Source organism: Streptomyces sp. NPDC046977 (genome assembly GCF_040644455.1).
Lineage (GTDB): Bacteria > Actinomycetota > Actinomycetes > Streptomycetales > Streptomycetaceae > Actinacidiphila.
In genome coordinates this window covers 127,744-148,706 of record NZ_JBEYWO010000025.1, presented here as the reverse complement: position 1 = coordinate 148,706, position 20,963 = coordinate 127,744, and the positions used below count along the sequence as shown (strand labels likewise).

18 protein-coding genes and 1 tRNA gene are annotated in these 20,963 nt (G+C 72.4%); 6 read left to right on the top strand and 13 right to left on the bottom strand.

Translation table 11 applies throughout. The features are described 5' to 3' along the window. Window positions 1-123: 123 nt before the first annotated feature. From ABZ883_RS31490 to uvrB, 4 genes are all read right to left on the bottom strand, one after another. Complete coding sequence (locus ABZ883_RS31490) at window positions 124-1,116, bottom strand: TerC family protein (protein WP_360912148.1); 993 nt, start codon at window positions 1,114-1,116, stop codon at window positions 124-126. A 272-nt stretch (window positions 1,117-1,388) separates the two neighbouring features. Continuing rightward, the gene (locus ABZ883_RS31485; RefSeq protein WP_360912146.1) at window positions 1,389-3,206 is read right to left on the bottom strand and encodes a TerD family protein; all 1,818 of its coding nucleotides are present in this window, start codon (window positions 3,204-3,206) and stop codon (window positions 1,389-1,391) included. Between the two features lie 36 nt (window positions 3,207-3,242). Then, window positions 3,243-3,821, bottom strand: a complete 579-nt coding sequence (locus ABZ883_RS31480) for a TerD family protein (RefSeq protein WP_360912143.1) — start codon at window positions 3,819-3,821, stop codon at window positions 3,243-3,245. A 113-nt stretch (window positions 3,822-3,934) separates the two neighbouring features. Further along, window positions 3,935-6,031, bottom strand: a complete 2,097-nt coding sequence (gene uvrB, locus ABZ883_RS31475) for an excinuclease ABC subunit UvrB (RefSeq protein WP_360912141.1) — start codon at window positions 6,029-6,031, stop codon at window positions 3,935-3,937. Window positions 6,032-6,259: 228 nt separating this feature from the next. Here uvrB and ABZ883_RS31470 point away from each other — a divergent pair, with 228 nt between their 5' ends. Further along, window positions 6,260-7,315 (top strand): chitinase, encoded by a 1,056-nt coding sequence (locus ABZ883_RS31470; RefSeq protein WP_360912139.1) that lies wholly within the window; start codon window positions 6,260-6,262, stop codon window positions 7,313-7,315. Here ABZ883_RS31470 and ABZ883_RS31465 read toward each other — a convergent pair. Continuing rightward, window positions 7,262-8,125 (bottom strand): MHYT domain-containing protein, encoded by an 864-nt coding sequence (locus tag ABZ883_RS31465; protein ID WP_360912137.1) that lies wholly within the window; start codon window positions 8,123-8,125, stop codon window positions 7,262-7,264. The two genes, ABZ883_RS31470 and ABZ883_RS31465, sit on opposite strands and share 54 nt — an antisense overlap. A gap of 133 nt (window positions 8,126-8,258) precedes the next feature. Beyond that, window positions 8,259-9,203, bottom strand: coding sequence for a hypothetical protein (locus tag ABZ883_RS31460; RefSeq protein ID WP_360912135.1), 945 nt, complete (start codon window positions 9,201-9,203; stop codon window positions 8,259-8,261). Between the two features lie 176 nt (window positions 9,204-9,379). On the opposite strand from ABZ883_RS31460, the gene ABZ883_RS31455 reads away from it, so the two are divergent. Both ABZ883_RS31455 and ABZ883_RS31450 read left to right on the top strand, forming a co-directional pair. Beyond that, window positions 9,380-9,952 (top strand): methylated-DNA--[protein]-cysteine S-methyltransferase, encoded by a 573-nt coding sequence (locus tag ABZ883_RS31455; RefSeq protein ID WP_360912133.1) that lies wholly within the window; start codon window positions 9,380-9,382, stop codon window positions 9,950-9,952. Window positions 9,953-10,014: 62 nt separating this feature from the next. Beyond that, window positions 10,015-10,824 (top strand): N-formylglutamate amidohydrolase, encoded by an 810-nt coding sequence (locus ABZ883_RS31450; RefSeq protein WP_360912132.1) that lies wholly within the window; start codon window positions 10,015-10,017, stop codon window positions 10,822-10,824. Window positions 10,825-10,887: 63 nt separating this feature from the next. Here the strand turns inward: ABZ883_RS31450 and ABZ883_RS31445 are convergent, their stop codons facing one another. The 5 genes from ABZ883_RS31445 to rpsA form a co-directional block, all read right to left on the bottom strand. Continuing rightward, window positions 10,888-11,256, bottom strand: coding sequence for a tetratricopeptide repeat protein (locus ABZ883_RS31445; protein WP_319661161.1), 369 nt, complete (start codon window positions 11,254-11,256; stop codon window positions 10,888-10,890). A 105-nt stretch (window positions 11,257-11,361) separates the two neighbouring features. Further along, window positions 11,362-12,288, bottom strand: coding sequence for a slipin family protein (locus ABZ883_RS31440; RefSeq protein ID WP_360912129.1), 927 nt, complete (start codon window positions 12,286-12,288; stop codon window positions 11,362-11,364). 70 nt (window positions 12,289-12,358) lie between these two features. After that, a complete protein-coding gene (gene coaE / locus ABZ883_RS31435; RefSeq protein WP_360912126.1) occupies window positions 12,359-12,970 on the bottom strand; it encodes a dephospho-CoA kinase in 612 nt (203 codons plus the stop codon). 71 nt (window positions 12,971-13,041) lie between these two features. Further along, window positions 13,042-13,977 carry a PAC2 family protein gene (locus ABZ883_RS31430; protein ID WP_360912124.1) on the bottom strand — a complete coding sequence of 312 codons (936 nt, stop codon included), beginning with the start codon at window positions 13,975-13,977 and terminating at the stop codon, window positions 13,042-13,044. A gap of 150 nt (window positions 13,978-14,127) precedes the next feature. After that, a complete protein-coding gene (rpsA, locus tag ABZ883_RS31425; RefSeq protein ID WP_360912122.1) occupies window positions 14,128-15,627 on the bottom strand; it encodes a 30S ribosomal protein S1 in 1,500 nt (499 codons plus the stop codon). Window positions 15,628-15,931: 304 nt separating this feature from the next. Here rpsA and ABZ883_RS31420 point away from each other — a divergent pair, with 304 nt between their 5' ends. Together ABZ883_RS31420 and hrpB are read left to right on the top strand one after the other, a co-directional pair. Beyond that, entirely contained in the window at window positions 15,932-16,789 is an 858-nt protein-coding gene (locus tag ABZ883_RS31420) for a class I SAM-dependent methyltransferase (RefSeq protein ID WP_360912120.1), read from the top strand. Beyond that, on the top strand, window positions 16,786-19,326 hold the full coding sequence (gene hrpB, locus ABZ883_RS31415; protein WP_360912118.1) for an ATP-dependent helicase HrpB: 2,541 nt from the start codon (window positions 16,786-16,788) through the stop codon (window positions 19,324-19,326). The genes ABZ883_RS31420 and hrpB overlap by 4 nt, the downstream gene beginning before the upstream one ends. On the opposite strand, the gene ABZ883_RS31410 is transcribed toward hrpB, so the two are convergent. Together ABZ883_RS31410 and ABZ883_RS31405 are read right to left on the bottom strand one after the other, a co-directional pair. After that, on the bottom strand, window positions 19,307-20,044 hold the full coding sequence (locus ABZ883_RS31410; RefSeq protein WP_360912115.1) for a helix-turn-helix domain-containing protein: 738 nt from the start codon (window positions 20,042-20,044) through the stop codon (window positions 19,307-19,309). The genes hrpB and ABZ883_RS31410 overlap by 20 nt on opposite strands. 110 nt (window positions 20,045-20,154) lie before the next feature. After that, window positions 20,155-20,229: transfer RNA gene (locus ABZ883_RS31405), tRNA-Leu, on the bottom strand. A gap of 97 nt (window positions 20,230-20,326) precedes the next feature. Here ABZ883_RS31405 and ABZ883_RS31400 point away from each other — a divergent pair. Continuing rightward, a complete protein-coding gene (locus tag ABZ883_RS31400; RefSeq protein ID WP_360912113.1) occupies window positions 20,327-20,959 on the top strand; it encodes a response regulator in 633 nt (210 codons plus the stop codon). Window positions 20,960-20,963: the final 4 nt, after the last annotated feature.

Sequence of the window (20,963 nt, the reverse complement as noted above, 5' to 3'; positions counted from 1 at the left end):
GCGCGAGGTGCTGGGCGGCTGGATCGCCGACGACGCGTGCTCGCCCGCGGACGCGCGGCGCGCGGCCGCCGGCCGCGGACCCCGCACGGGTTGAGCCCCCCTGCTGCCGGACCCGGGGCGGGGTCAGGCGTCGACGTGCCGTTCCTCGTCGCTGCGCAGGGGCTCCTGCGACTCGGCCTGCTTCCGGGACGCCCTCAGGCTCGTCACGGTGGTGACGGCGAGGACGAGGACGATGAAGCCGAGGGAGAACGGGATGCTGATCTCGGGCACGTGCACACCGGACTCGTGCAGCGCGTGCAGCACCAGCTTGACGCCGATGAAGCCGAGGATGACCGACAGGCCGTAGGACAGGTGCACCAGCTTCCTCAGCAGGCCGCCGATGAGGAAGTACAGCTGCCGAAGGCCCATCAGCGCGAACGCGTTCGCGGTGAAGACGATGTACGGGTCCTGGGTGAGGCCGAAGATCGCGGGGATGGAGTCCAGCGCGAACAGGACGTCGGTGGTGCCGATCGCCAGCATGACCACCAGCATCGGGGTCATGATCCGCTTGCCGTTCTTCTGGATGAACAGCTTGGTGCCGTGGTAGCGGTCGGCGACACCGAAGCGGCGTTCGGCGGCCTTGAGCAGCCGGTTCTCCTCGAACTCCTCGTCCTGCTCCCCGGCGCGGGCCTCCTGGATCAGCTTCCAGGCGGTCCAGATCAGGAAGGCGCCGAAGAGGTAGAAGATCCAGGCGAAGTTGGCGATGATCGCCGCTCCGGCGGCGATGAAGCCCGCGCGCAGCACCAGCGCGATCAGCACGCCGATCAGCAGGACGCGCTGCTGGTACTGGGTGGGCACCGAGAACTTCGCCATGATCAGGACGAAGACGAAGAGGTTGTCGACACTCAGCGACTTCTCGGTGATGAAACCGGCGAAGAACTCGCCCGCGGGCTGCCCCCCGGCGAAGAGCAGGAGGCCGAGGCCGAAGAGGGCGGCCAGGGTGATCCAGACGACGGTCCAGATCCCCGCCTCCTTGATCGACACGTCATGGGGCTTGCGCCCGATGAAGAAGTCGATGGCGATGAGGACGCTGAGACCGGCGATGGTCAGCACCCAGAGGTTCAAGGACACATCCATGCGATGCCTCCGGCAGATGGGCTGGCAATTGTCAGCGTGATCGCTGCCGGAGGTCTCCTCCACCCGGGCACCTCGCGCTCGGGCCGGTGCCCCGGGGCTGTTCTTTCCCGTGCTGACGGGTGCACCGCGTCAGGAGTACTCCCCTCCGCGTAAAGAACAGTACATGAAATCCCAAGGAAAGGTAAAGATAGTAAAGTGATGGTCAATCAGGTGGGTGGGGAGGGGCGCTGCCGGGGACCGGTGACCGGCCGCCCCGGCGGGAGGCCGGCCGCTCAGCGGCGGCCCCGGTCGTAGGTCTGCCGGGCCGCCGCGACCTGGCGCAGGACTCTCGGCACCACCTGGCTGCCGGGCGGGGCCAGCGGGGGTTCGTACGTCCAGGCGTGGCCGACCCACGGGTCGGCCAGATGGTCGTCGGGCACCGGCGTCAGCCGCAGCAGCGAGGGCCACAGGGGATCCAGGACGGGGCCGTACTCCCGGGCGTCCTCACGGTCGGCGACCAGCAGGAGGTGGACGCCGACCCGGGGACCCTCGTCGGCCAGGTAGCGCAGCTGGGTGAGGGTCCGGTCGTCGAAGCCGTACGGGAAGTCGTTGACGACCAGCAGCTGCCGGGCCGGATCAAGACCGGCCGGCAGGCGCACCGGGCCGCCCGCGTCCAGCGCCATCTGCACCAGGTCGACGCGCTGCGTCAGCCGGGCGAGCAGCGCGGCGACCCCGGCGGCTCCGGTGGCGGGCCGTTCGCGCAGCGCGCCGGAGTCGGTGAAGGGGGCCAGCGCCCGGGCGGCCGATCCGGCCGGGTCCACCACATGGACGGCGAACTCACCCACCGGATGGGAGGCGAGCAGCCGCGCGGCGAGGGCGACAGCCACGTCCACGGCCGTACGGCGCTCCTGCGCGCTGTCGACCCACAGGCCCCGCTCCAGCGGGAGCCGCACCAGCATGGGGATGCGCAGCTCGGGCCGCTCGGGCAGATGCAGGTCGCCGAGGCGGACCGCGATGGGGGGCTCGGTGGGCGTCGTCCAGCCGTGCCACACCGGGCTCTCCCAGCCCGCGAAGGGCGGCGGGAGGGCGGGCTCGACCACGTCGCGTTCCGCGGCCAGTTGGGCCAGGTCCCCGTCCAGGACGGCGCGGGCCCGGTCGACCAGTTCGGCCTGGCGGGCCCTGGCCTGGTCGCGGGCGGCCTCGGCGGCGGGGCCGACGCGGGTGCGCGGATCGGCGAGGACGGCGTCGAGCTCCTGGTCGAGCCGGGTCTCGGCGAAGTCGACGGCGCTGCGGTAGGCGGCGATCGCGCGGGCCAAGTCCTCGAACATGCCCCAGACCTGGTTGTACAGGCGCTCCTCCATCGTCCAGCCGGCGGCGTCGCCCGCGACGGGTGCCGGGGGCGTCGTGGCGGCGGACGGAGGTGTCGGCGGCACCGGGGGCACGGGCGGCGGAGCCGTGCTCGCCGCGGTGTGCCGGGCCGCGGCAGGGCCGTCCGGCCGGGGCCGGTCCCTGGGCGGGACGCGGTCCTGGGGCTGCGGCGGGACGGACGCGGCTGCGGGCACGTCGGCCGGCGCGGTCAGGGCGGCGGTCAGACGGTCCGCGTCGGTCGCGGTGAGCCCCTGGTCGCGGAGGAGTTCGGGGAGCCCACCCGCATAGCCCTGGCCGAGAGCACGGACTTTCCAGGCGCCCTGGCGGCGGTACAGCTCCAGGGCGACGATGGCGGACTCGCTGCCGAGCCCGGTGACGGTGAAGCTCGCGATCTCGGCGCCGCCGGGGGCGAGGAGGGCGAGGTGGGGCGCGGCGCAGGCCCCGAACCGGGTCGGCACGCCCGGCACGGCGGGCAGCGCCAGCAGGATGTGCACCCGCTCCACGGCCGCCGGGACCGCGTCCAGGTCGGCGGTGAGCCGCTGCTCGGCGCCCGGGCCGGAGGATATCGCGATGCCCGGCAGGGCACCGGAGCCGGGCAGGGCGACGCTTTCGGGCCCGCTCACCCTGCCCTGCCCGTCGCCCAGGGAGACACCGGGCACCACCGCCGTGCCCGCCGACACCCGGATCTCGACCCGGGTGCCGGGGAGCGGATGGTTCTGTCCGTGGACCAGTTCGGCGGTCATGCCCGAGCCCCCTTGTGCCTGCTGTGCTCTGCCCGGCTAGAGCGCCGGCAGGATCGCCGGGATGAGGTCCTGGAAGGTGCGGCCGTTGGCCGGGGTGCCGATGGCGGTCATCGACCAGGCCGCGCCGCTGCGCTGCACCTTCGCCATGATCTGCGCGGTGTAGGCGCCGCCACCGGTGAGGGTGTAGCGGGCCAGCTCCTGCCCGTTGGTCTCGTCGACCAGCCGGCAGAAGGCGTTCTGCACCTCCTGGAAGCTCTGCCCGGTGAAGGAGTTGACCGTGAAGACGATCTGGTCGACGTGCACGGGCACCCGCGCCAGGTCGACCAGGATGGACTCGTCGTCGCCTCCCTGGCCGGCGCCGCCGACCAGGTTGTCGCCGGTGTGCCGGACCGAGCCGTCGTCGCTGACGAGGTGCCGGAAGAACACCACGTCCACCGGCTGCTTGTCGGCGAAGAGCACGGCGGAGGCGTCGAGGTCGATCTCCCGGGTGCGGGAGCCGAACAGGCCGCGGCGCGGGGCCGCCTGCCAGCCGAGCCCCATGCGCACCGACGTGAGGGTCCCCCCGTCCGTCTTCTGCAGGCTGATCTTCTGACCCTTGGTCATGTTGACCGTCACGCGCAGTCCCCTCTCACCCAGTGTGCCGACGTACGGTTGCTCCGCACCCTATGGGTAGACGCGCGCCCGGCGCACCGCGGTTCGGCAACCGCGGTGCGCGAGGGGAAAAGGCGTCAGGCCACACCGGCCTCCCGCATCTGCCGCAGCTCCTTCTTCAACTCGCCCACCTCGTCGCGCAGTCGGGCCGCGACCTCGAACTGCAGGTCCGCGGCGGCCGTGTGCATCTGGTCGGTCAGCTCACCGATGAGCTCGGCCAGTTCGGCCGCCGGCAGGCTCTTGTCGGCGCGCTTGCCACCGGCCTTGCCGGACAGCCCCGGAACGGGCGCCTTGCCGCGCGAGCGCTGCCGGCCGGAGCCCAGCAGCTCCTCGGTGTCGGCGTCCTCGCGGGCGAAGGAGTCCATGATGCCGGCGATCTTCTTGCGCAGCGGCTGCGGGTCGATGCCCCGCTCCTCGTTGTACGCGATCTGCTTGGCCCGGCGCCGGTTGGTCTCGTCGATGGCCTTCTCCATGGCCGGGGTGATCTTGTCGGCGTACATGTGCACCTGGCCCGAGACATTGCGGGCCGCGCGGCCGATGGTCTGGATCAGCGAGGTGCCCGACCGCAGGAAGCCCTCCTTGTCCGCGTCGAGGATCGCCACCAGCGACACCTCGGGCAGGTCCAGACCCTCGCGCAGCAGGTTGATGCCGACCAGGACGTCGAACTCGCCCGCGCGCAGCTCGCGCAGGAGCTCCACACGGCGCAGGGTGTCGATGTCGCTGTGCAGATAGCGCACCTGGATGCCGAGTTCCAGCATGTAGTCGGTGAGGTCCTCGGACATCTTCTTGGTGAGGGTGGTGACCAGGACGCGCTCGTCGCGCTCGGCGCGCACCCGGATCTCGTGCACCAGGTCGTCGATCTGCCCCTTGGTGGGCTTGACGATCACCTCGGGGTCGACCAGGCCGGTCGGGCGGATGATCTGCTCGACGACGCCCTCGCCGCGGGACAGCTCGTACGGGCCCGGGGTGGCCGACAGGTAGACGGTCTGGCCGACGCGCCCGAGAAACTCCTCCCACTTCAGCGGGCGGTTGTCGAGCGCGGAGGGCAGCCGGAAGCCGTGGTCGACCAGGGTGCGCTTGCGGGAGGCGTCGCCCTCGTACATGGCGCCGATCTGCGGCACGGTGACGTGCGACTCGTCGATGACGAGCAGGAAGTCCTCGGGGAAGTAGTCGATGAGGGTGTCGGGCGCCGAACCCGTCTCGCGGCCGTCGATGTGCCGCGAGTAGTTCTCGATGCCGGAGCAGGTGCCGATCTGCCGCATCATCTCGATGTCGTACGTGGTGCGCATCCGCAGCCGCTGGGCCTCCAGCAGCTTGCCCTGCTTCTCCATGACCGCCAGCTGCTCGCCGAGTTCCTTCTCGATGCCGGCGATGGCGCGCTCCATGCGCTCGGGACCGGCGACGTAGTGGGTGGCCGGGAAGACGTACATCTGCTCGTCCTCGGTGATGATCTCGCCGGTGAGCGGGTGCAGCGTGTACAGGGCCTCGATCTCGTCGCCGAACATCTCGATGCGGACGGCGAGCTCCTCGTAGACCGGGAAGATCTCGATGGTGTCGCCGCGCACGCGGAAGGTGCCGCGGGCGAACGCCACGTCGTTGCGCGCGTACTGGATGTCGACGAACTTGCGCAGCAGCGCGTCGCGGTCGATCTCCTGGCCGACCCGGAGGCGGACCATGCGGTCGATGTACTCCTGGGGCGTGCCGAGGCCGTAGATGCAGGACACCGAGGCGACCACGACGACGTCCCTGCGGGTCAGCAGGGAATTGGTCGCCGAATGGCGCAGCCGCTCGACCTCCTCGTTGATGGAGGAGTCCTTCTCGATGTAGGTGTCCGTCTGCGGGACGTACGCCTCGGGCTGGTAGTAGTCGTAGTACGACACGAAGTACTCGACCGCGTTGTTCGGCAGCAGTTCGCGGAATTCGTTGGCGAGCTGGGCGGCCAGGGTCTTGTTGGGCGCCATGACCAGGGTCGGACGCTGCAGCCGCTCGATCATCCAGGCCGTGCTGGCCGACTTTCCCGTGCCGGTGGCGCCGAGCAGGACGACGTCGTTCTCGCCGGCGCGGATGCGCCGCTCGAGGTCGTCGATGGCCGCCGGCTGGTCGCCGCTGGGCTGGAAGGGGCTGACGACCTCGAAGGGCGCCACACTGCGTTCGATGTCTGATACGGGCCGCATGGGTCCACGGTACGACCCCCCACTGACAACCGGGCCCGCGCCGGTCGCGGAGCGGACCGTGGCACGCGTCCGGCACCGGGGGCCACCTTGCCGGAAATCCCGCCGACAATTTCCGCCGATCGATTATCAGAAACACTCACCGGCGATCACAGAAAGGAAATGCGGGGATTTCGCACATGCCGCCGAAAAGCCCCGAACGAATGACCCGGCGCCGATAGCCTCTCCGGCATGAAACGCCGTACGACCGTTCTGATCGCCGGCCTCGCGGCGGCCTGCGTGGCCGCGGGGGCCGCCCACCTATTCCGGGGTGCGGCACCCGACAGGACCGGCGGCGCGACGGAACCGGTCAAGGCGGCGCACGTGACGTTCCTGCCGTACGTGGACGCGTCGCAGACCTCGGTCTACAACATGGCGGCGGCCGTCCGGCACAGCGGCGTGGACGGCTTCACGCTCGGCTTCGTCACCGCGCGCGGCGGATGCGCGCCTGCCTGGGACGGCCGCGACGGGATCGACCACGGCCCCCTGGCGACCCGCCTTGCCGCCCTGCGCGCCGCGGGCGGCACCCTGCGGGTGTCCTTCGGCGGTGCGGACGGCACGGAACTGGCGAGCGCCTGCGGCAGCACCGGCGAACTGGCCGCCGCGTACGCCTCGGTGATCGACCGGTACGACCTGACCCGGGTGGACTTCGACATCGAGGGCGCCGCCCTGGCCGACGCCTCCGCCACCACGCGCCGGGCGCGCGCCGTCGCCCGGTTGCAGGGGCGGGCCAAGGCCGCCGGCCGCCCCCTCACGGTCTCGTTCACGCTGCCCGCCATGCCCTCGGGCCTCGCGGACGGGGCCGACGCGGTGGTGGCCGCGGCCGCGCGCGAGGGCGTGGACGTCGGCGCCGTCAACATCATGGCGATGGACTACGGGCCCGAGTACACCGGGGACATGGGCGCCTACGCGATCCGCGCCGCCACCGCCGCCCAAGCGCAGGTCAAGTCGCTGCTGGGCCTGTCGGACGCCGACGCCTGGCGGACCCTGGAGGTGACCCCGATGATCGGCGTCAACGACATCGAGGGCGAGGTCTTCACCCTCCAGGACGCCGCCCAACTGTCCGCGTTCGCACGGCGGAAGGGACTGGGCGGGCTGTCCATGTGGTCCGCCGACCGCGACCGCGGGTGCGCGGCCGCGGCGGGCGGCACCATGGAGGCCGTCTCCGACCGCTGCAGTGGTGTCGGACAGCGCTCAATGGCGTTCGCCCGGGCGCTCGCGCACCCGGGAGGCATGGGCGGCGCGTGAGGCGGGGGCCGGGGCCGGACGGCCGGGCCGCGCCGCAGTGGGCCCGTCGGGCCGGTCGCCCCGGTCGGGGACGTAAGGGTCGGGGGCGGGCGGGTCCAGCGCCACGACCACGCCCGCCAGGAGGAGGAACACCACCGGCCCGATCAGCACCGGGGCGAGCGCGGCGGGACCCGCCCCGCCCGGCTCCCGGGGGCCGTTCAGCAGGTGCACGGTCACCGACGCCATGCCGATGTAGTGCATGCAGGTCATGGCGAGCCCGAGGATCAGGCTCGCGACGAGCCCCCCGTACAGGCCGCGGATGGTCACCGCGCACCACAGGGCGACCGTCGCGGCGACCACCGCGACGCCGACGGCCAGGGCCACCGTCGGCGTGGAGTACTCCAGCGCGGCGTGGAGCCGCATGCCCCGCATGCCCAGGTAGTGCATGCCGGCGATGCCCAGGCCCATGACGACGCCGCCCGCCAGGAGCACGGGAACGGCGCGGCCCAAATACCCGACGGCGAGGACCCCGACGCCGACGACGAGCACGGCGAGCAGCAGGCTCGCGAACGTCGTCACCAGGTCGTAGGAGACGGGTACCCCGCCGATGGTGAAGCCCATCATCGCGATGAAGTGCATGGTCCAGATGCCCGAGCCGATGGCCGCGGCCCCGAGCGCGAGCCAGCCGGCCCGCCGCGAGGGGTGCATCGCCAGTGCGCGTGTGATGCAGCGCAGCCCGAGACCCGCGCCCAGACAGGCCATCACGTAGCCCGCCAGCGGAGTGGCCCACCCGTAGGTGAACCCGTTGACCGTTCCGTACGTGCCGCCCACGGCACCCTCCCCCTTGCCGGCTGGCCCCCGTGCTTCGGTCCGCGCGGCACTCACGGTAGGTCACGGACGGTGTCCGCGCTGCCACGTCGCGCGGACTTCATCGCGCCGAAACCCCACGGTCACCCCGCCCGCCTCAGATCGCCCCCGGAAGCGCCGTGATCCGCTCCAGCGGCCCGTACGGACCGCCTTCCAGCGCGGCCCGCAGGGCGGCGACCACCTCGCCCGGGGCGCGCGCGAGCGCGGCCGGGGCCACCCGCAGCACCCGCAGGCCCAGCGCCTCCCACCGGGCCCGCCCGCCGCCGGGGCCGAGGTCGAGCACGAGACCGTCGCGTGCCCAATAGGCGTCCGGCGAGCCGAGGAAGGCGCCGTCCAGGTGGAGCGTGGGACGCCACAGCGGCTGCCGCAGACCGGACCTGGCCACCAGGGCGCGCGCCAGGGGACCCACGGCGGGGGCGGGTGCCCGGGTCTCCGTCGCGAGCGACTCCAGGAGCGCGGCCACGGCCGGACGGCGGCCCAGCACCGCCGCGCCCAGTTCGGCGGCCACTATGCCCGCCGGTACGCCCATCACCACGACCAGTTCCTGCACGACGTCGCGTGCCCACTCCGGGTCGATGGACTCCCGCAGTCCGTCGGCCGCCGCCCGCACCACGGGGGCCAGGGGCACGCCGTCCACGAGATCGGGCGCCGGCAGCGCCCGTGCGTGATGGACCCGTACCCAGGTGTGGGTGCGGATGCGCCGGTCACTGGGCACGAGGACGTCGACCACCGGAAGCCCCGGCGGGAACGCCGCGGCGGCGACCCCGTGCAGCCGCAGCGCCGCCGCCCCGGTGATCATGGCGCGGGTCAGCGGGTGCCCGGCGAACGCCAGGGCCGCCCGGCACCGCTGGGCGGCGCTGAGAGGACCGGAGTGCAGCACCGCGACCCGGGGCAGCGGCCGCTGCCACCTGCCGCCGGGGCGGCAGCGCTCACGCACCAGGCGCTGCGGCACGCCGGCTTCGGCGAGCTGGGCGACGGTGGCCACCCGGTCCTGCTCGCGGGCGAGTTTGCGGAGGGCCGCGGAGTAGTCGTTACGCGTCATGCGAGCCCCATCCCCCACTGTGGTCACTCGACTACCTGCTGTGACAGACCTGTCGAGAACCGCCACCCTCGCGAGTGGCCGCGCGGCGCGGAGTTGCCGACGCCGGTGCCGCCTCCTCCGGGGCGCCGGCAACGGTCCGCGGCCCGTTGTCGGTGCCCCCGCCTAGGCTGGTGGACGTGACGAATCCCGAGACCCCGACCCGCACGGTGGCCTGGACGGTGGCGGACACCGCCGTCGGGCCGCTGCTGCTGGCCGCCACCGAGAAGGGCCTGGTCCACGTCGTCTTCCGGGCCGACGAGGCGACCACCGCCGCCGCTCTGGAACGGCTCGCGTCCCGGCTCGGCGCCACGCCCGAGCATTTGCCCGGCGGCCCGGCGGGCGACCGGCTGCGCGAGGCCGTGGAGCAGGTCGAGGCCTACTTCCGGGGCACCCTGCGGGCGTTCACCCTCGAACTGGACTGGTCGCTGAGCGCCGGCTTCCACCGCACCGTGCTGCGCGAACTGGCGGGAGGCGTGCCGTTCGGCAGCGTCGTCGGCTACCAGGACCTGGCCAACCGCGTCGGGGAGCCCGGCGCGGCCCGCGCGGTCGGGGTGGCCATGGGCTCCAACCCGCTGCCGGTCGTCGTCCCCTGCCATCGCGTGCTGGAGAGCGACGGCGGGATCGGGGGCTTCGGCGGCGGCCTGCGGATGCTGGACATCAAGCGCTCGCTGCTGGCGAGAGAGGGCGTCCTGCCCGAGCCGCTGTTCTGACGGGCGCGCGACGGACAGGCCGGTTCGGCAGTTCGACAGTTCGGCAGGAGGGGGACGGCAGCATGGACACGCACGAGAGGGAACCCTTCCGCGTCGAGCAGGGGGCACCCGGTTCGCCGGTGCTGCTGCACGTACCGCACGGCGCCCGCGCGGTGCCCGCCCAGGTCCGTGAGCGCATCCTGCTCGACGACGCCCAACTGGCGGCGGAACTCGACCGCATGACGGACTCCCACACCGCCCTCCTGGCAGCGCGGGCCGCCGCCGGGACCGGTGCCTGGCGCTTCGTCAACCACTTGTCCCGGCTGGTCGTCGATCCCGAGCGGTTCCCGGACGAACGCGAGGAGATGCGCGCCGTCGGCATGGGCGCGGTCTACACCCGCACCTCCCAGCAGGCGCCACTGCGCGAGGACGACGCCTTACACGAACAGGTGCTGCTGGACACCTGGTTCCACCCCTACGCCGCGGCGATGACCGCCGCCGTGCAGGACCGGCTGGACGCCGCGGGCCGGGCCGTCGTCATCGACGTGCACTCCTACCCGAGCGCACCGCTGCCCTACGAGCTGCACGGCGACGGGCCCCGGCCCGCGGTGTGCCTGGGCACCGACGCCTTCCACACCCCGCCGTGGCTGACGGCCGCAGCGCGCGAGGCGTTCGCCGACTGCGGTGACGTCGGGCTGGACTCGCCGTTCTCCGGCACCTATGTGCCGTTGAAGCACTACCGGGAAACGCCCGGGGTGTCCGCGCTGATGGTCGAGATCCGGCGGGACGTCTACATGGAGGAGCCCGGCGGCGCTCCTCATGCCGGACTCGACCGGGTCGCCGGGGCCCTGACCGCGCTGATATCCGCGATCGAGGCGGACACCGCCGGGTGACCTCGCCTCGGGGAGCCGTGCCGGAGCCCCGGAGCCGGGGCCCGGCGGCGGTCCCCGCTCCGCTCAGGCGGAGTCGGGGAACCGGGCTGCCTGCAGATAGTCCGGCTTGGGGTCGAGGGCCGCGGCGAGCCGGAAATGCCGTCGAGCCTCACCGTCGCGGCCCGCCCGCTCCAGGGTGCGGCCGAGCGCGAAGTGCGCGAACGCGTTGTCCGGCTCGCGCTCCAGGACCACCTGGAACTCCAGCTCGGCCGGGCGCAGCTGGGCGGCCAGGAAGAACGCCCGCGCCCTCAGCAGACGGGCGGCGGTGTTCTCCGGGTGCACGGCGATGACCGAGTCCAGCAGCTTGACCGCCCCGCGCGCGTCCCGCGCCTCCAGGAGCTTCTCCGCCGCGCGGAAGTCGATCACGTGGTTCTCGGGGCTCTGCTCGGGCACAGCCGCCTCCTTCCCCGGGCATTCAATGGCTCACAACTACCCAACATCACCACTCGCATATGCATTCCCCCCCAGGATCCGGCACGACCCCGCGGCGCCGGCGGCTCACGCATCCTCCGCGAGCGGGTGTCCCTTCTCCAGCGCCGCGGGCTCCACCGGTTGCTGCGGCACCTCCAGCGCCGCCGGGGCGACCCCGCCGGCCTCGGCGGCCGGCGCGGCGGGCGTGTCCGGCGCGGCGGGCACGGCAGTCTCCTGCGGCCGCGGCTGGTCGGCACCCGACGCGCGCTCGAAGAACCGCAGCATCTCCACCGGGAAGGGCATGACCAGCGTGGAGTTCTTCTCCGCCGCCACCTCCACGACGGTCTGCAGCAGCCGCAGCTGCATCGCTGCGGGCGTCCGGTCCATCGCCTGCGCCGCCTGGGCGAGCTTCTCCGAAGCCTGGAGTTCACCGTCGGCGGTGATAATGCGGGCACGCCGCTCCCGGTCGGCCTCGGCCTGCCGGGCCATGGACCGCTTCATCGACTCCGGCAGGGCCACGTCCTTGATCTCCACCCGGTCGATGTGGATGCCCCATTCGACGGCGGGGGTGGCCAGCAGCAGTTCCAGACCCTCGTGAATCGCCTCGCGGCCCGACAGCAGGTCGTCCAGCTCGCTCTTGCCGATCACCGACCGCAGCGAGGTCTGCGCGACCTGCAACATCGCGAACTGGTAGTTCTGCACATGCACCGTCGCCTTGACCGGGTCCACGACCCGGAAGTACAGCACCGCGTCCACCCGCACCGACACGTTGTCCCGGGTGATGCCCTCCTGCGAGGGCACCGGCATGGTGACCACCTGCATGTTGACCTTGGTCATCCGGTCGACCAGCGGCACGAGCATGCGCGGCCCCGGCTGCTTGGGCTTCTCCCGCACCCGCCCCAGGCGGTAGACCACACCCCGCTCGTACTGCTTGATCACGCGGAACCCGCTCTTGAGCCCCACCAGGACCAGCACCACGGCAATCACCGTGAGCACGGCCGAAACGCCTTCCATCCCCGTCCCCTTCCGTCCACGAGTGCAGCGAAGCTACTGCTCTTCGGACGCCGCCGGAGGGGGTGCCGGATCAGCTTTTGACGATGTTTTGAGGTTGGTGACGCAACTGCTCCCACAGCCGCCGGACCTGAGGCTCCAGCGCCTCCAGCGGGCCGTCGTTGTCGATCACCACATCGGCGATCGCCAGCCGCTCCTCGCGGTCCGCCTGGGCCGCCATGCGCGCCCGCGCCTCGTCCTCGGTCATCCCGCGCAGCCGCACCAGCCGGTCCACCTGCGTGTCCGGGGCGGCGTCCACGACCACGACCACGTCGTACAGCGGGGCCAGCTTGTTCTCCGCCAGCAGGGGCACGTCGTTGACCACGACGTCCCCGGGCCCGGCACTCGCCTCCAGCGCGGCCGACCGCTCCCGGACCAGGGGATGCACGATCGCGTTGAGCGCCCGCAGCCGCTCGGGGTCGGAGAAGACAATGGCACCGAGACCGGGCCGGTCCAGGCCGCCGTCCGCGGTCAGCACGCCCTCGCCGAACTCGGCGACGACCGCCGCCAGACCGGGCGTTCCCGGCTCCACGACCTCCCGCGCGATGCGATCGGCGTCGATCAGCACCGCCCCGTACGAGGACAGCAGCCGCGACACCTCGCTCTTGCCCGCCCCGATCCCGCCCGTCAGCCCCACAGTGACCATGGCGCGAGACTACCGCCGCCCCCCGCCCCGGACGAGCCGGGTCCGGGCAGCGCCCGGTCGCCGACCACCGGTCAGGCGCCGTCGTCCTCGCGGTCGGCCAGGAAGCGCTCGAACTCCGCCGCCAGATCGTCCGCCGACGGCAGGTCCACCGGCTCGGCGATGAGGTTGTCCCGCGTCTGTCCGCCGGCCAGCGCGTCGTACTGGTTCTCCAGCCCGCGCACGACCGACACCAACTCCGCGTCGCCCTCCTCGACCTGGCGGTCGATCTCCGCCCGGACGGTGTGCGACTCGGTCCGCAGCGCGTGCGCCACCTGCGGCAGCACCAGCCCTGTCGCCGCCGTCAGCGTCTCGACCACCGCCAGCGCCGAGTCCGGGTACCCGGAACGCGCCAGGTAGTGCGGCACATGCGCGGCGATGCCCAGCACGTCACGGCCGGACTCCGCGAGCCGCAGCTCGATCAGCGACTCCGCGCTGCCCGGCACCTGCGCCTCGTCGAACCAGCTGCGGTGACCCGGCATCAGGTCCAGCCGGTTGCCGTGCGGCGTCAGCCCCACCGGCCGGGTGTGCGGGACACCCATCGGGATGCCGTGGAAGTTGAACGCCAGCCGCACCCCCAGCCGCTCCACGATCTGCACGACCGCTGCCGCGAACCGCTCCCACTCCACGTCCGGCTCCTGGCCCGACAGCAGCAGGAAGGGGGCACCCGTGCTGTCGCGCACCAGCCGCAGCGCGATCTCCGGCGCGTCGTACGCCGTCCAGTGATCGCGCTTGAACGTCATCAGCGGACGCCGGGCCCGGTAGTCCACCAGCCGGTCGGCGTCGAAACGCGCCACCACCCGGTGCTCCTGGCGCTCCAGCAGCTCCTCGACGACCTGGGCGCCGGTCTCCCCTGCGTCGATGTACCCGTCGAAGTGGTACAGCAGCACGGGCCCGGTCTCGCCGAACGCCTCGTCGACGGCCTCTGCCCCGCCCGGCTCGTATGCGTACAGCCCCTGGGGATCCAGCACCGTGCACCCTTCTTTCGTTCTGATCAACTTCTGTTCCAACGAAGGACGAACCCCCCGCATTCCCACGAACGCGCCCCGGAACGCGGAACGACCCGCTCCCCCAGAGGGGAACGGGCCGTTCCGATGTACCCGGGGCCGGAGCCCCCGCGATCAGCTCTGGCCGCCGGCCAGCTTCTCGCGGAGCGCGGCGAGCGCCTCGTCCGACGCGAGCGCGCCCGAGGTGTCGCCGGACTCCGAGGAGTACGAGCCACCGGCGGGGCCGGCCGCCGGAGCGGCCTGGCCGGCCTCGGCCGCAGCCTCGGCGTCGGCCTCGCGGGACTTGATGACCTGGGCCTGGTGCTGCTCGAAGCGGGACTGCGCCTCGGCGTACTGGTGCTCCCACGCCTCCCGCTGGGTCTCGTAGCCCTCGAGCCAGTCGTTGGCCTCGGGGTCGAAGCCCTCGGGGTAGATGTAGTTGCCCTGGTCGTCGTAGGACGCGGCCATGCCGTACAGGGTCGGGTCGAACTCGACCGAGGCCGGGTCGGCACCGAAGGACTCGTTGGCCTGCTTCAGCGAGAGGCTGATGCGACGGCGCTCGAGGTCGATGTCGATGACCTTGACGAAGATCTCGTCGTTGACCTGGACGACCTGCTCCGGGATCTCCACGTGGCGCTCGGCCAGCTCGGAGATGTGGACCAGACCCTCGATGCCCTCGTCCACGCGGACGAACGCACCGAACGGCACCAGCTTGGTGACCTTGCCGGGGACGACCTGGCCGATCTGGTGCGTACGGGCGAACTGCTGCCACGGGTCTTCCTGGGTCGCCTTCAGCGACAGGGAGACACGCTCGCGGTCCATGTCGACGTCCAGGACCTCGACCGTGACCTCCTGGCCGACCTCGACGACCTCGGAGGGGTGGTCGATGTGCTTCCAGGACAGCTCGGAGACGTGCACGAGGCCGTCCACGCCACCCAGGTCCACGAAGGCACCGAAGTTGACGATGGAGGAGACGACGCCGGAGCGCACCTGACCCTTCTGCAGGGTGGTGAGGAAGGTCTGGCGGACCTCGCTCTGGGTCTGCTCCAGCCAGGCGCGGCGGGACAGGACCACGTTGTTGCGGTTCTTGTCCAGCTCGATGATCTTGGCCTCGAGCTCCTTGCCGACGTACGGCTGGAGGTCGCGGACACGGCGCATCTCGACCAGCGACGCAGGGAGGAAGCCCCGGAGGCCGATGTCGAGGATGAGACCACCCTTGACGACCTCGATGACGGTACCGGTGACGATGCCGTCCTCTTCCTTGATCTTCTCGATCGTGCCCCAGGCGCGCTCGTACTGGGCGCGCTTCTTGGACAGGATCAGGCGACCCTCCTTGTCCTCCTTCTGGAGGACCAGGGCCTCGATCTCGTCGCCCACGGCGACGACCTCGTTGGGGTCGACGTCGTGCTTGATCGAAAGCTCACGCGAAGGGATGACACCCTCGGTCTTGTAACCGATGTCGAGGAGGACCTCGTCACGGTCGACCTTCACGATGACGCCGTCGACGATGTCGCCGTCGTTGAAGTACTTGATCGTTTCGTCGATCGCGGCGAGGAAGGCTTCCTCGGAACCGATGTCGTTGACCGCCACCTGCGGGGTGGTACGAGGGGCCTGGGCCTCGGTGCTGCTCGTCATTAGGAAAAGGGCTCCGGTACGGACATGAAGTCGTAGGTACTGCTACGCCGTAAGCCCGTTTCGCTCCTGCCGATTCCGGACAGCCCACAAGGCCGAGAGGTTTACAACAGATGTGAGCGCAGCCTGCTCCGTCCGAGGCGCGCAGGCTCGCAGCGCAACTTGTAGCATACGGGGGCAGCCGGGCACGGTCAATGCGCGAAGAGCACACCACGGGCGGAACACCCCGTACCGGGCACTGACGCAAACACGTGCTGCGGCGCCACCACAGCCACAGGTCACCACAGAGGGTACGACGACCACCGCGATGATCCAAGCACCGCCCCCCCAGCCCTTGCCCGAAGAAGCCGAGGCCACCCGCCGTACCGCGGGCACCACGGAGAGCAGCCGCGCCAACCGCGGCTGGTGGGACCGCAACGCCGACGAGTACCAGACCGACCACGGCGAGTTCCTCGGCGACGCCGAATTCGTCTGGGGACCCGAGGGGCTGAACGAGGAGGACGCCCGGATTCTCGGGCCCGCCGAACGGCTCGCCGGCACCGCCGTCCTCGAGATCGGCGCCGGCGCCGCCCAGTGCTCCCGCTGGCTCGCCGCCCAGGGCGCCCGCCCCGTCGCCCTCGACCTCTCCCACCGCCAGCTCCAGCACGCCCGCCGCATCGACCAGCACGCCACGGGAAGCCCGGGAAGCACAGCCCCCCGGTTTCCCCTCGTCCAGGCCGACGCCGGCGCCCTGCCCTTCGCCGACGCCTCCTTCGACCTCGCCTGCTCCGCGTACGGCGCGCTGCCCTTCATCGCCGACAGCGCCCACGTCATGCGCGAAGTACGGCGCGTCCTGCGCCCCGGCGGCCGCTGGATCTTCTCCGTGACCCACCCCGTCCGCTGGGCCTTCCCCGACGAACCCGGCCCCGAGGGCCTGACCGCCACCGCCTCCTACTTCGACCGCACCCCCTACGTCGAACAGGACGACCACGGACACGCCGTCTACGTCGAGCACCACCGCACCCTCGGCGACCGCATCCGCGAACTGACCGCCGCCGGCTTCGTCCTCACCGACCTCGTCGAACCCGAGTGGCCCGCCTGGAACACCGAGGAATGGGGCGGCTGGTCACCCCTGCGCGGCCGGCTCATCCCCGGCACGGCGATCTTCGTCTGCACCACCGCATGACCCCCGCGCCCCCCGGCCCCCGCCGGGACGCCCTCGCGGCACTCCCCGTACGCGCCGCCCTGCCCGCGCTGCGCGACGCACTCGGCACCCACGGCTGCGCCGTCCTCGCCGCGCCCCCCGGCACCGGCAAGACCACCCTCGTGCCGCTCGCCCTCGCCGGCCTCACCGGCGAGGGCCCCCCACGCCACGTCACCGTCGCCGAACCCCGCCGCATGGCCGCCAAGGCCGCCGCCCGCCGCATGGCCTGGCTGCTCGGCGAGGAAGCCGGGCAGCACGTCGGATTCACCGTCCGCGGCGAACGCAAGGTCTCCCCCGCCACCCGCGTGGAAGTCGTCACCACCGGCGTCCTGCTGCAACGCCTCCAGCGCAACCAGGAACTCCCCGGCACCCACACCGTCCTGCTCGACGAATGCCACGAGCGCCACCTCGACGCCGACACCGCCATGGCCTTCCTGCTCGACGTCCGCGCCACCCTCCGCCCCGACCTGCAGCTCGTCGCCGCCTCCGCCACCACCGACGCCGACGCCTGGTCCCGGCTCCTCAACGACGCCCCCGTCGTCCGCGCCGAGGCCCGCACCCACTCCGTCGACGTCACCCACGCGCCGCCCCCGCGCGGCACCCGGCCCCCGCACGGCATGCGCGTCGACCCCGCCCTCCTCGACCACATCGCCGCCACTGTGCGCACCGCCCTGCGCGACCACCACGGCGACATCCTGTGCTTCCTGCCCGGCACCGGCGAGATCGCCCGCGTCGCCGCACTCCTCGGCGACCTCCCCGGAAACGGCACCGACGTCCTGCAGCTCCACGGCCAGGCCCCCGCCGCCGTACAGGAGGACGTCCTGCACGGCGGCGACGGCAGCCGCCGGCGCGTCGTCCTCAGCACCTCCGTCGCCGAATCCAGCCTCACCGTCCCCGGCGTCCGCGTCGTCGTCGACTCGGGACTCGCCCGCGAACCCCGCACCGACCACGCCCGCGGCCTCGGCTCCCTCACCACCGTCCGCGCCTCGCACGCCACCGCCGCCCAGCGCCTCGGCCGCGCCGGCCGCGAAGCACCCGGCCACGCCTACCGCTGCTGGAACCAGGCCGACGACACCGGCCGCCCCCGCTACCCCTCCCCCGAGATCGCCATCGCCGACCTCACCCCGTTCGCCCTCCAGGCCGCCGCCTGGGGCGCCCCCGACGCCACCGGGCTCGCCCTCCTCGACCCGCCCCCCGCGGGCGCCCTGACAGCCGCACGCGACGTCCTGGCCGCCATCGGCGCCACCCGCCCCGACGGCCTGCCCACCGACCACGGCGCCCGCATGGCCCGCGTCGGCCTCCACCCCCGCCTCGCCCGCGCCCTCCTCGACGGCGCCCCCCGCACCGGCACCCGGCGCGCCGCCGAGATCGTCGCCCTCATCGCCGAAGAACCCCCGCGCGACTACGGCGACGACCTCACCACCGCCTGGCGCACCGCACGCCGCGCCCACGACGCCTACACCGCGCGCTGGCGCGCCGAAACCCGCCGCCTCGCCGCCGCCGCGCCCGACCACCCCCAAAGCGCCCTCACCGACGACACCGCCGCCGGCCTCGTCACCGCCCTCGCCTTCCCCGAACGCGTCGCACGCCGCCGCGCCGCCGGCAGCTACCTCATGGCCTCCGGCACCGCCGCCGAACTCGCCGCCGGCACCCGCCTCGGCACCCCCGGCTGGCTCGCCGTCGCCGTCGCCGACCGCCCCGCCGGCGCCCCCACCGCGCGCGTCCGCCTCGCCACCGCCATCGACGAGGACACCGCCCGCACCGCCGCCGCCCCCCTGCTCACCGCCCGGGACGACGTCTCCTGGACCGACGGCGACATCACCGCCCACCACACCGTCCGCCTCGGCGCCATCGAACTCGGCACCCGGCCGCTGACCACCCCCGACCCCGCGCTGCTGCACGCCGCCCTCCTCGACGGCCTGCGCCGCGAAGGCCCCGGCCTGCTCACCTGGTCACGCGACGCCACCGCCCTCCGGCAGCGCCTCGCCTTCCTCCACCGCGAACTCGGCGACCCCTGGCCCGACGTCTCCGACGCCGCCCTCCTGGACCGCGCCGAGGAATGGCTCGCCCCCGAACTCGCGCGCGCCCGCCGCCGATCCGACCTCGCCCGCACCGACGCGGGCGCCGCCCTGTCCCGCCTGCTGCCCTGGGCGGGCGGCGAGGCGGCCCGGCTCGGCGAACTCGCCCCGGAGCGCGTCGAGATCCCCTCCGGGTCCCGCGTACGCGTCTCCTACGACGGCGACCGGCCCGTCCTCGCCGCCAAGCTCCAGGAACTCTTCGGCTGGACCACCACCCCGCGCATCGCCGACGGCCGCGTGCCCCTGGTCGTGCACCTGCTGTCCCCCGCGGGCCGCCCCGCCGCGGTCACCTCCGACCTCGCCTCCTTCTGGCGCGAGGGCTACCGCGCGGTCCGCGCGGAACTGCGCGGGCGCTACCCGAAGCACCCCTGGCCGGAGGACCCGGCGACGGCCACGGCCACGCGGCACACGAAGGCGCGGCTCAATACTTCGGACCGATGAAGCGGTCCATGAGCGCGACGGACTCCTTGCGGGCGACGGAGATGTTGGAGGCGTTCGACTGCCTCCAGGCAACGCCCAGCGCGTCGAGGGTGTCGGTGCACAGACGCCGGATGTCGGCGGAGACGTTGGTGAAGAAGTAGCGCGGGTACGCGTAGCGCTTGGGTTGGCCTGCCACCGTGCGCGTGGTCCGGTTGACGACCCGGCTGCCGTCGGAATGGATGAGCCCGCGGACGAAGTCCCAGGGGTGCTCGTCGACGACCTCCTGCTGCCACGGTTCCAGCGCGATGGGCCGTTCGTGCTTTCTGCCCGGGCCGTGCTGCGGGAAGAGGCAGGGCCAGTGGTTGCTCCAGGACGTCACCATGGTGCAGCCCGGAGTGCGGACGCGGCAGACGGAGTTGCCGGGGCGCACGGCCCGAACGGCTTCCTCACAGGCGTCGATCAGTCCGGGCCATGCGTCGCCGCAGGCGATGCGCAGGGCATACCCGCCCCGGCGCCGGCGGCTGATGCAGCCGTCGCCGAGGTAGAGGCCGAGCAGGTACGCGTAGGCGGGGCCCGAGGCGCGACCGGTGCAGACCGGACCGGGCCGCAGGGGTTCGATGCGGACGCACCAGTCGCGGATGGCGGAGCGGGACACGCCGGTCATCCGGCTCACGGCATTGAGGCTGTGCCCCTGGGAGACGAGCGCGACGGCTCGGCGGCGTTCTGCGAGGTCGTACACGCGTCCGACAATGCGCCGGAAGGCGCTCGCCGGGGCCTCATTCGAAGCCTTGTTCACCCCAACCAGTGAAGATCGCCAACGGTTGGCGAACCTTGGAATTGAAGGCAGAGTGCCCCGGGTCGGATTCGAACCGACACTGTATGGGTTTTGAATCCATCGCCTGCTGCCAGTTGGGCTACCGGGGCCTTTCGAAACGAAGGACAGTCTAGACCCTCCGCACCTCAAACATACCGCAGCTAGGTAGGCTCTATACCCAGCACCTGCCTTGGAACGAGGAGTCCCGTGAGCGCCGCCGAGCCCGAGCCCGTTGACGAGCACACGCACGTACCGCCGCACACCACCCGCGTGGTGATCGCCGAGGACGAGGCTCTGATCAGGCTCGACCTCAAGGAGATGCTCGAGGAGGAGGGCTACTCCGTGGTCGGGGAGGCGGGGGACGGCGAGACGGCCGTGAGCCTCGCCGAGGAGCTCCGTCCGGATCTGGTGATCCTGGACGTGAAGATGCCGGTGCTCGACGGGATCTCGGCGGCGGAGCGGATCGCCAAGAACAAAATCGCTCCGGTGCTGATGCTGACCGCGTTCTCGCAGCGGGAGCTGGTGGAGCGGGCCCGGGACGCCGGGGCGATGGCGTACCTGGTGAAGCCGTTCAGCAAGAGCGACGTGGTGCCGGCCATCGAGATGGCGGTGTCGCGGTTCACGGAGCTGCGGGCGCTGGAGGCGGAGGTCGCGGACCTGAGCCTGCGGCTGGAGACCCGGAAGCTGGTGGACCGGGCGAAGAGCGTGCTGCAGACGAAGTACGGGCTGAGCGAGCCGGCCGCGTTCCGGTGGATCCAGAAGACGTCGATGGATCGCCGGATGACGATGCAGGCGGTGGCCCAGGCGGTGCTGGACGAGGTGGACGGCGCGGTCACGTAGCCGT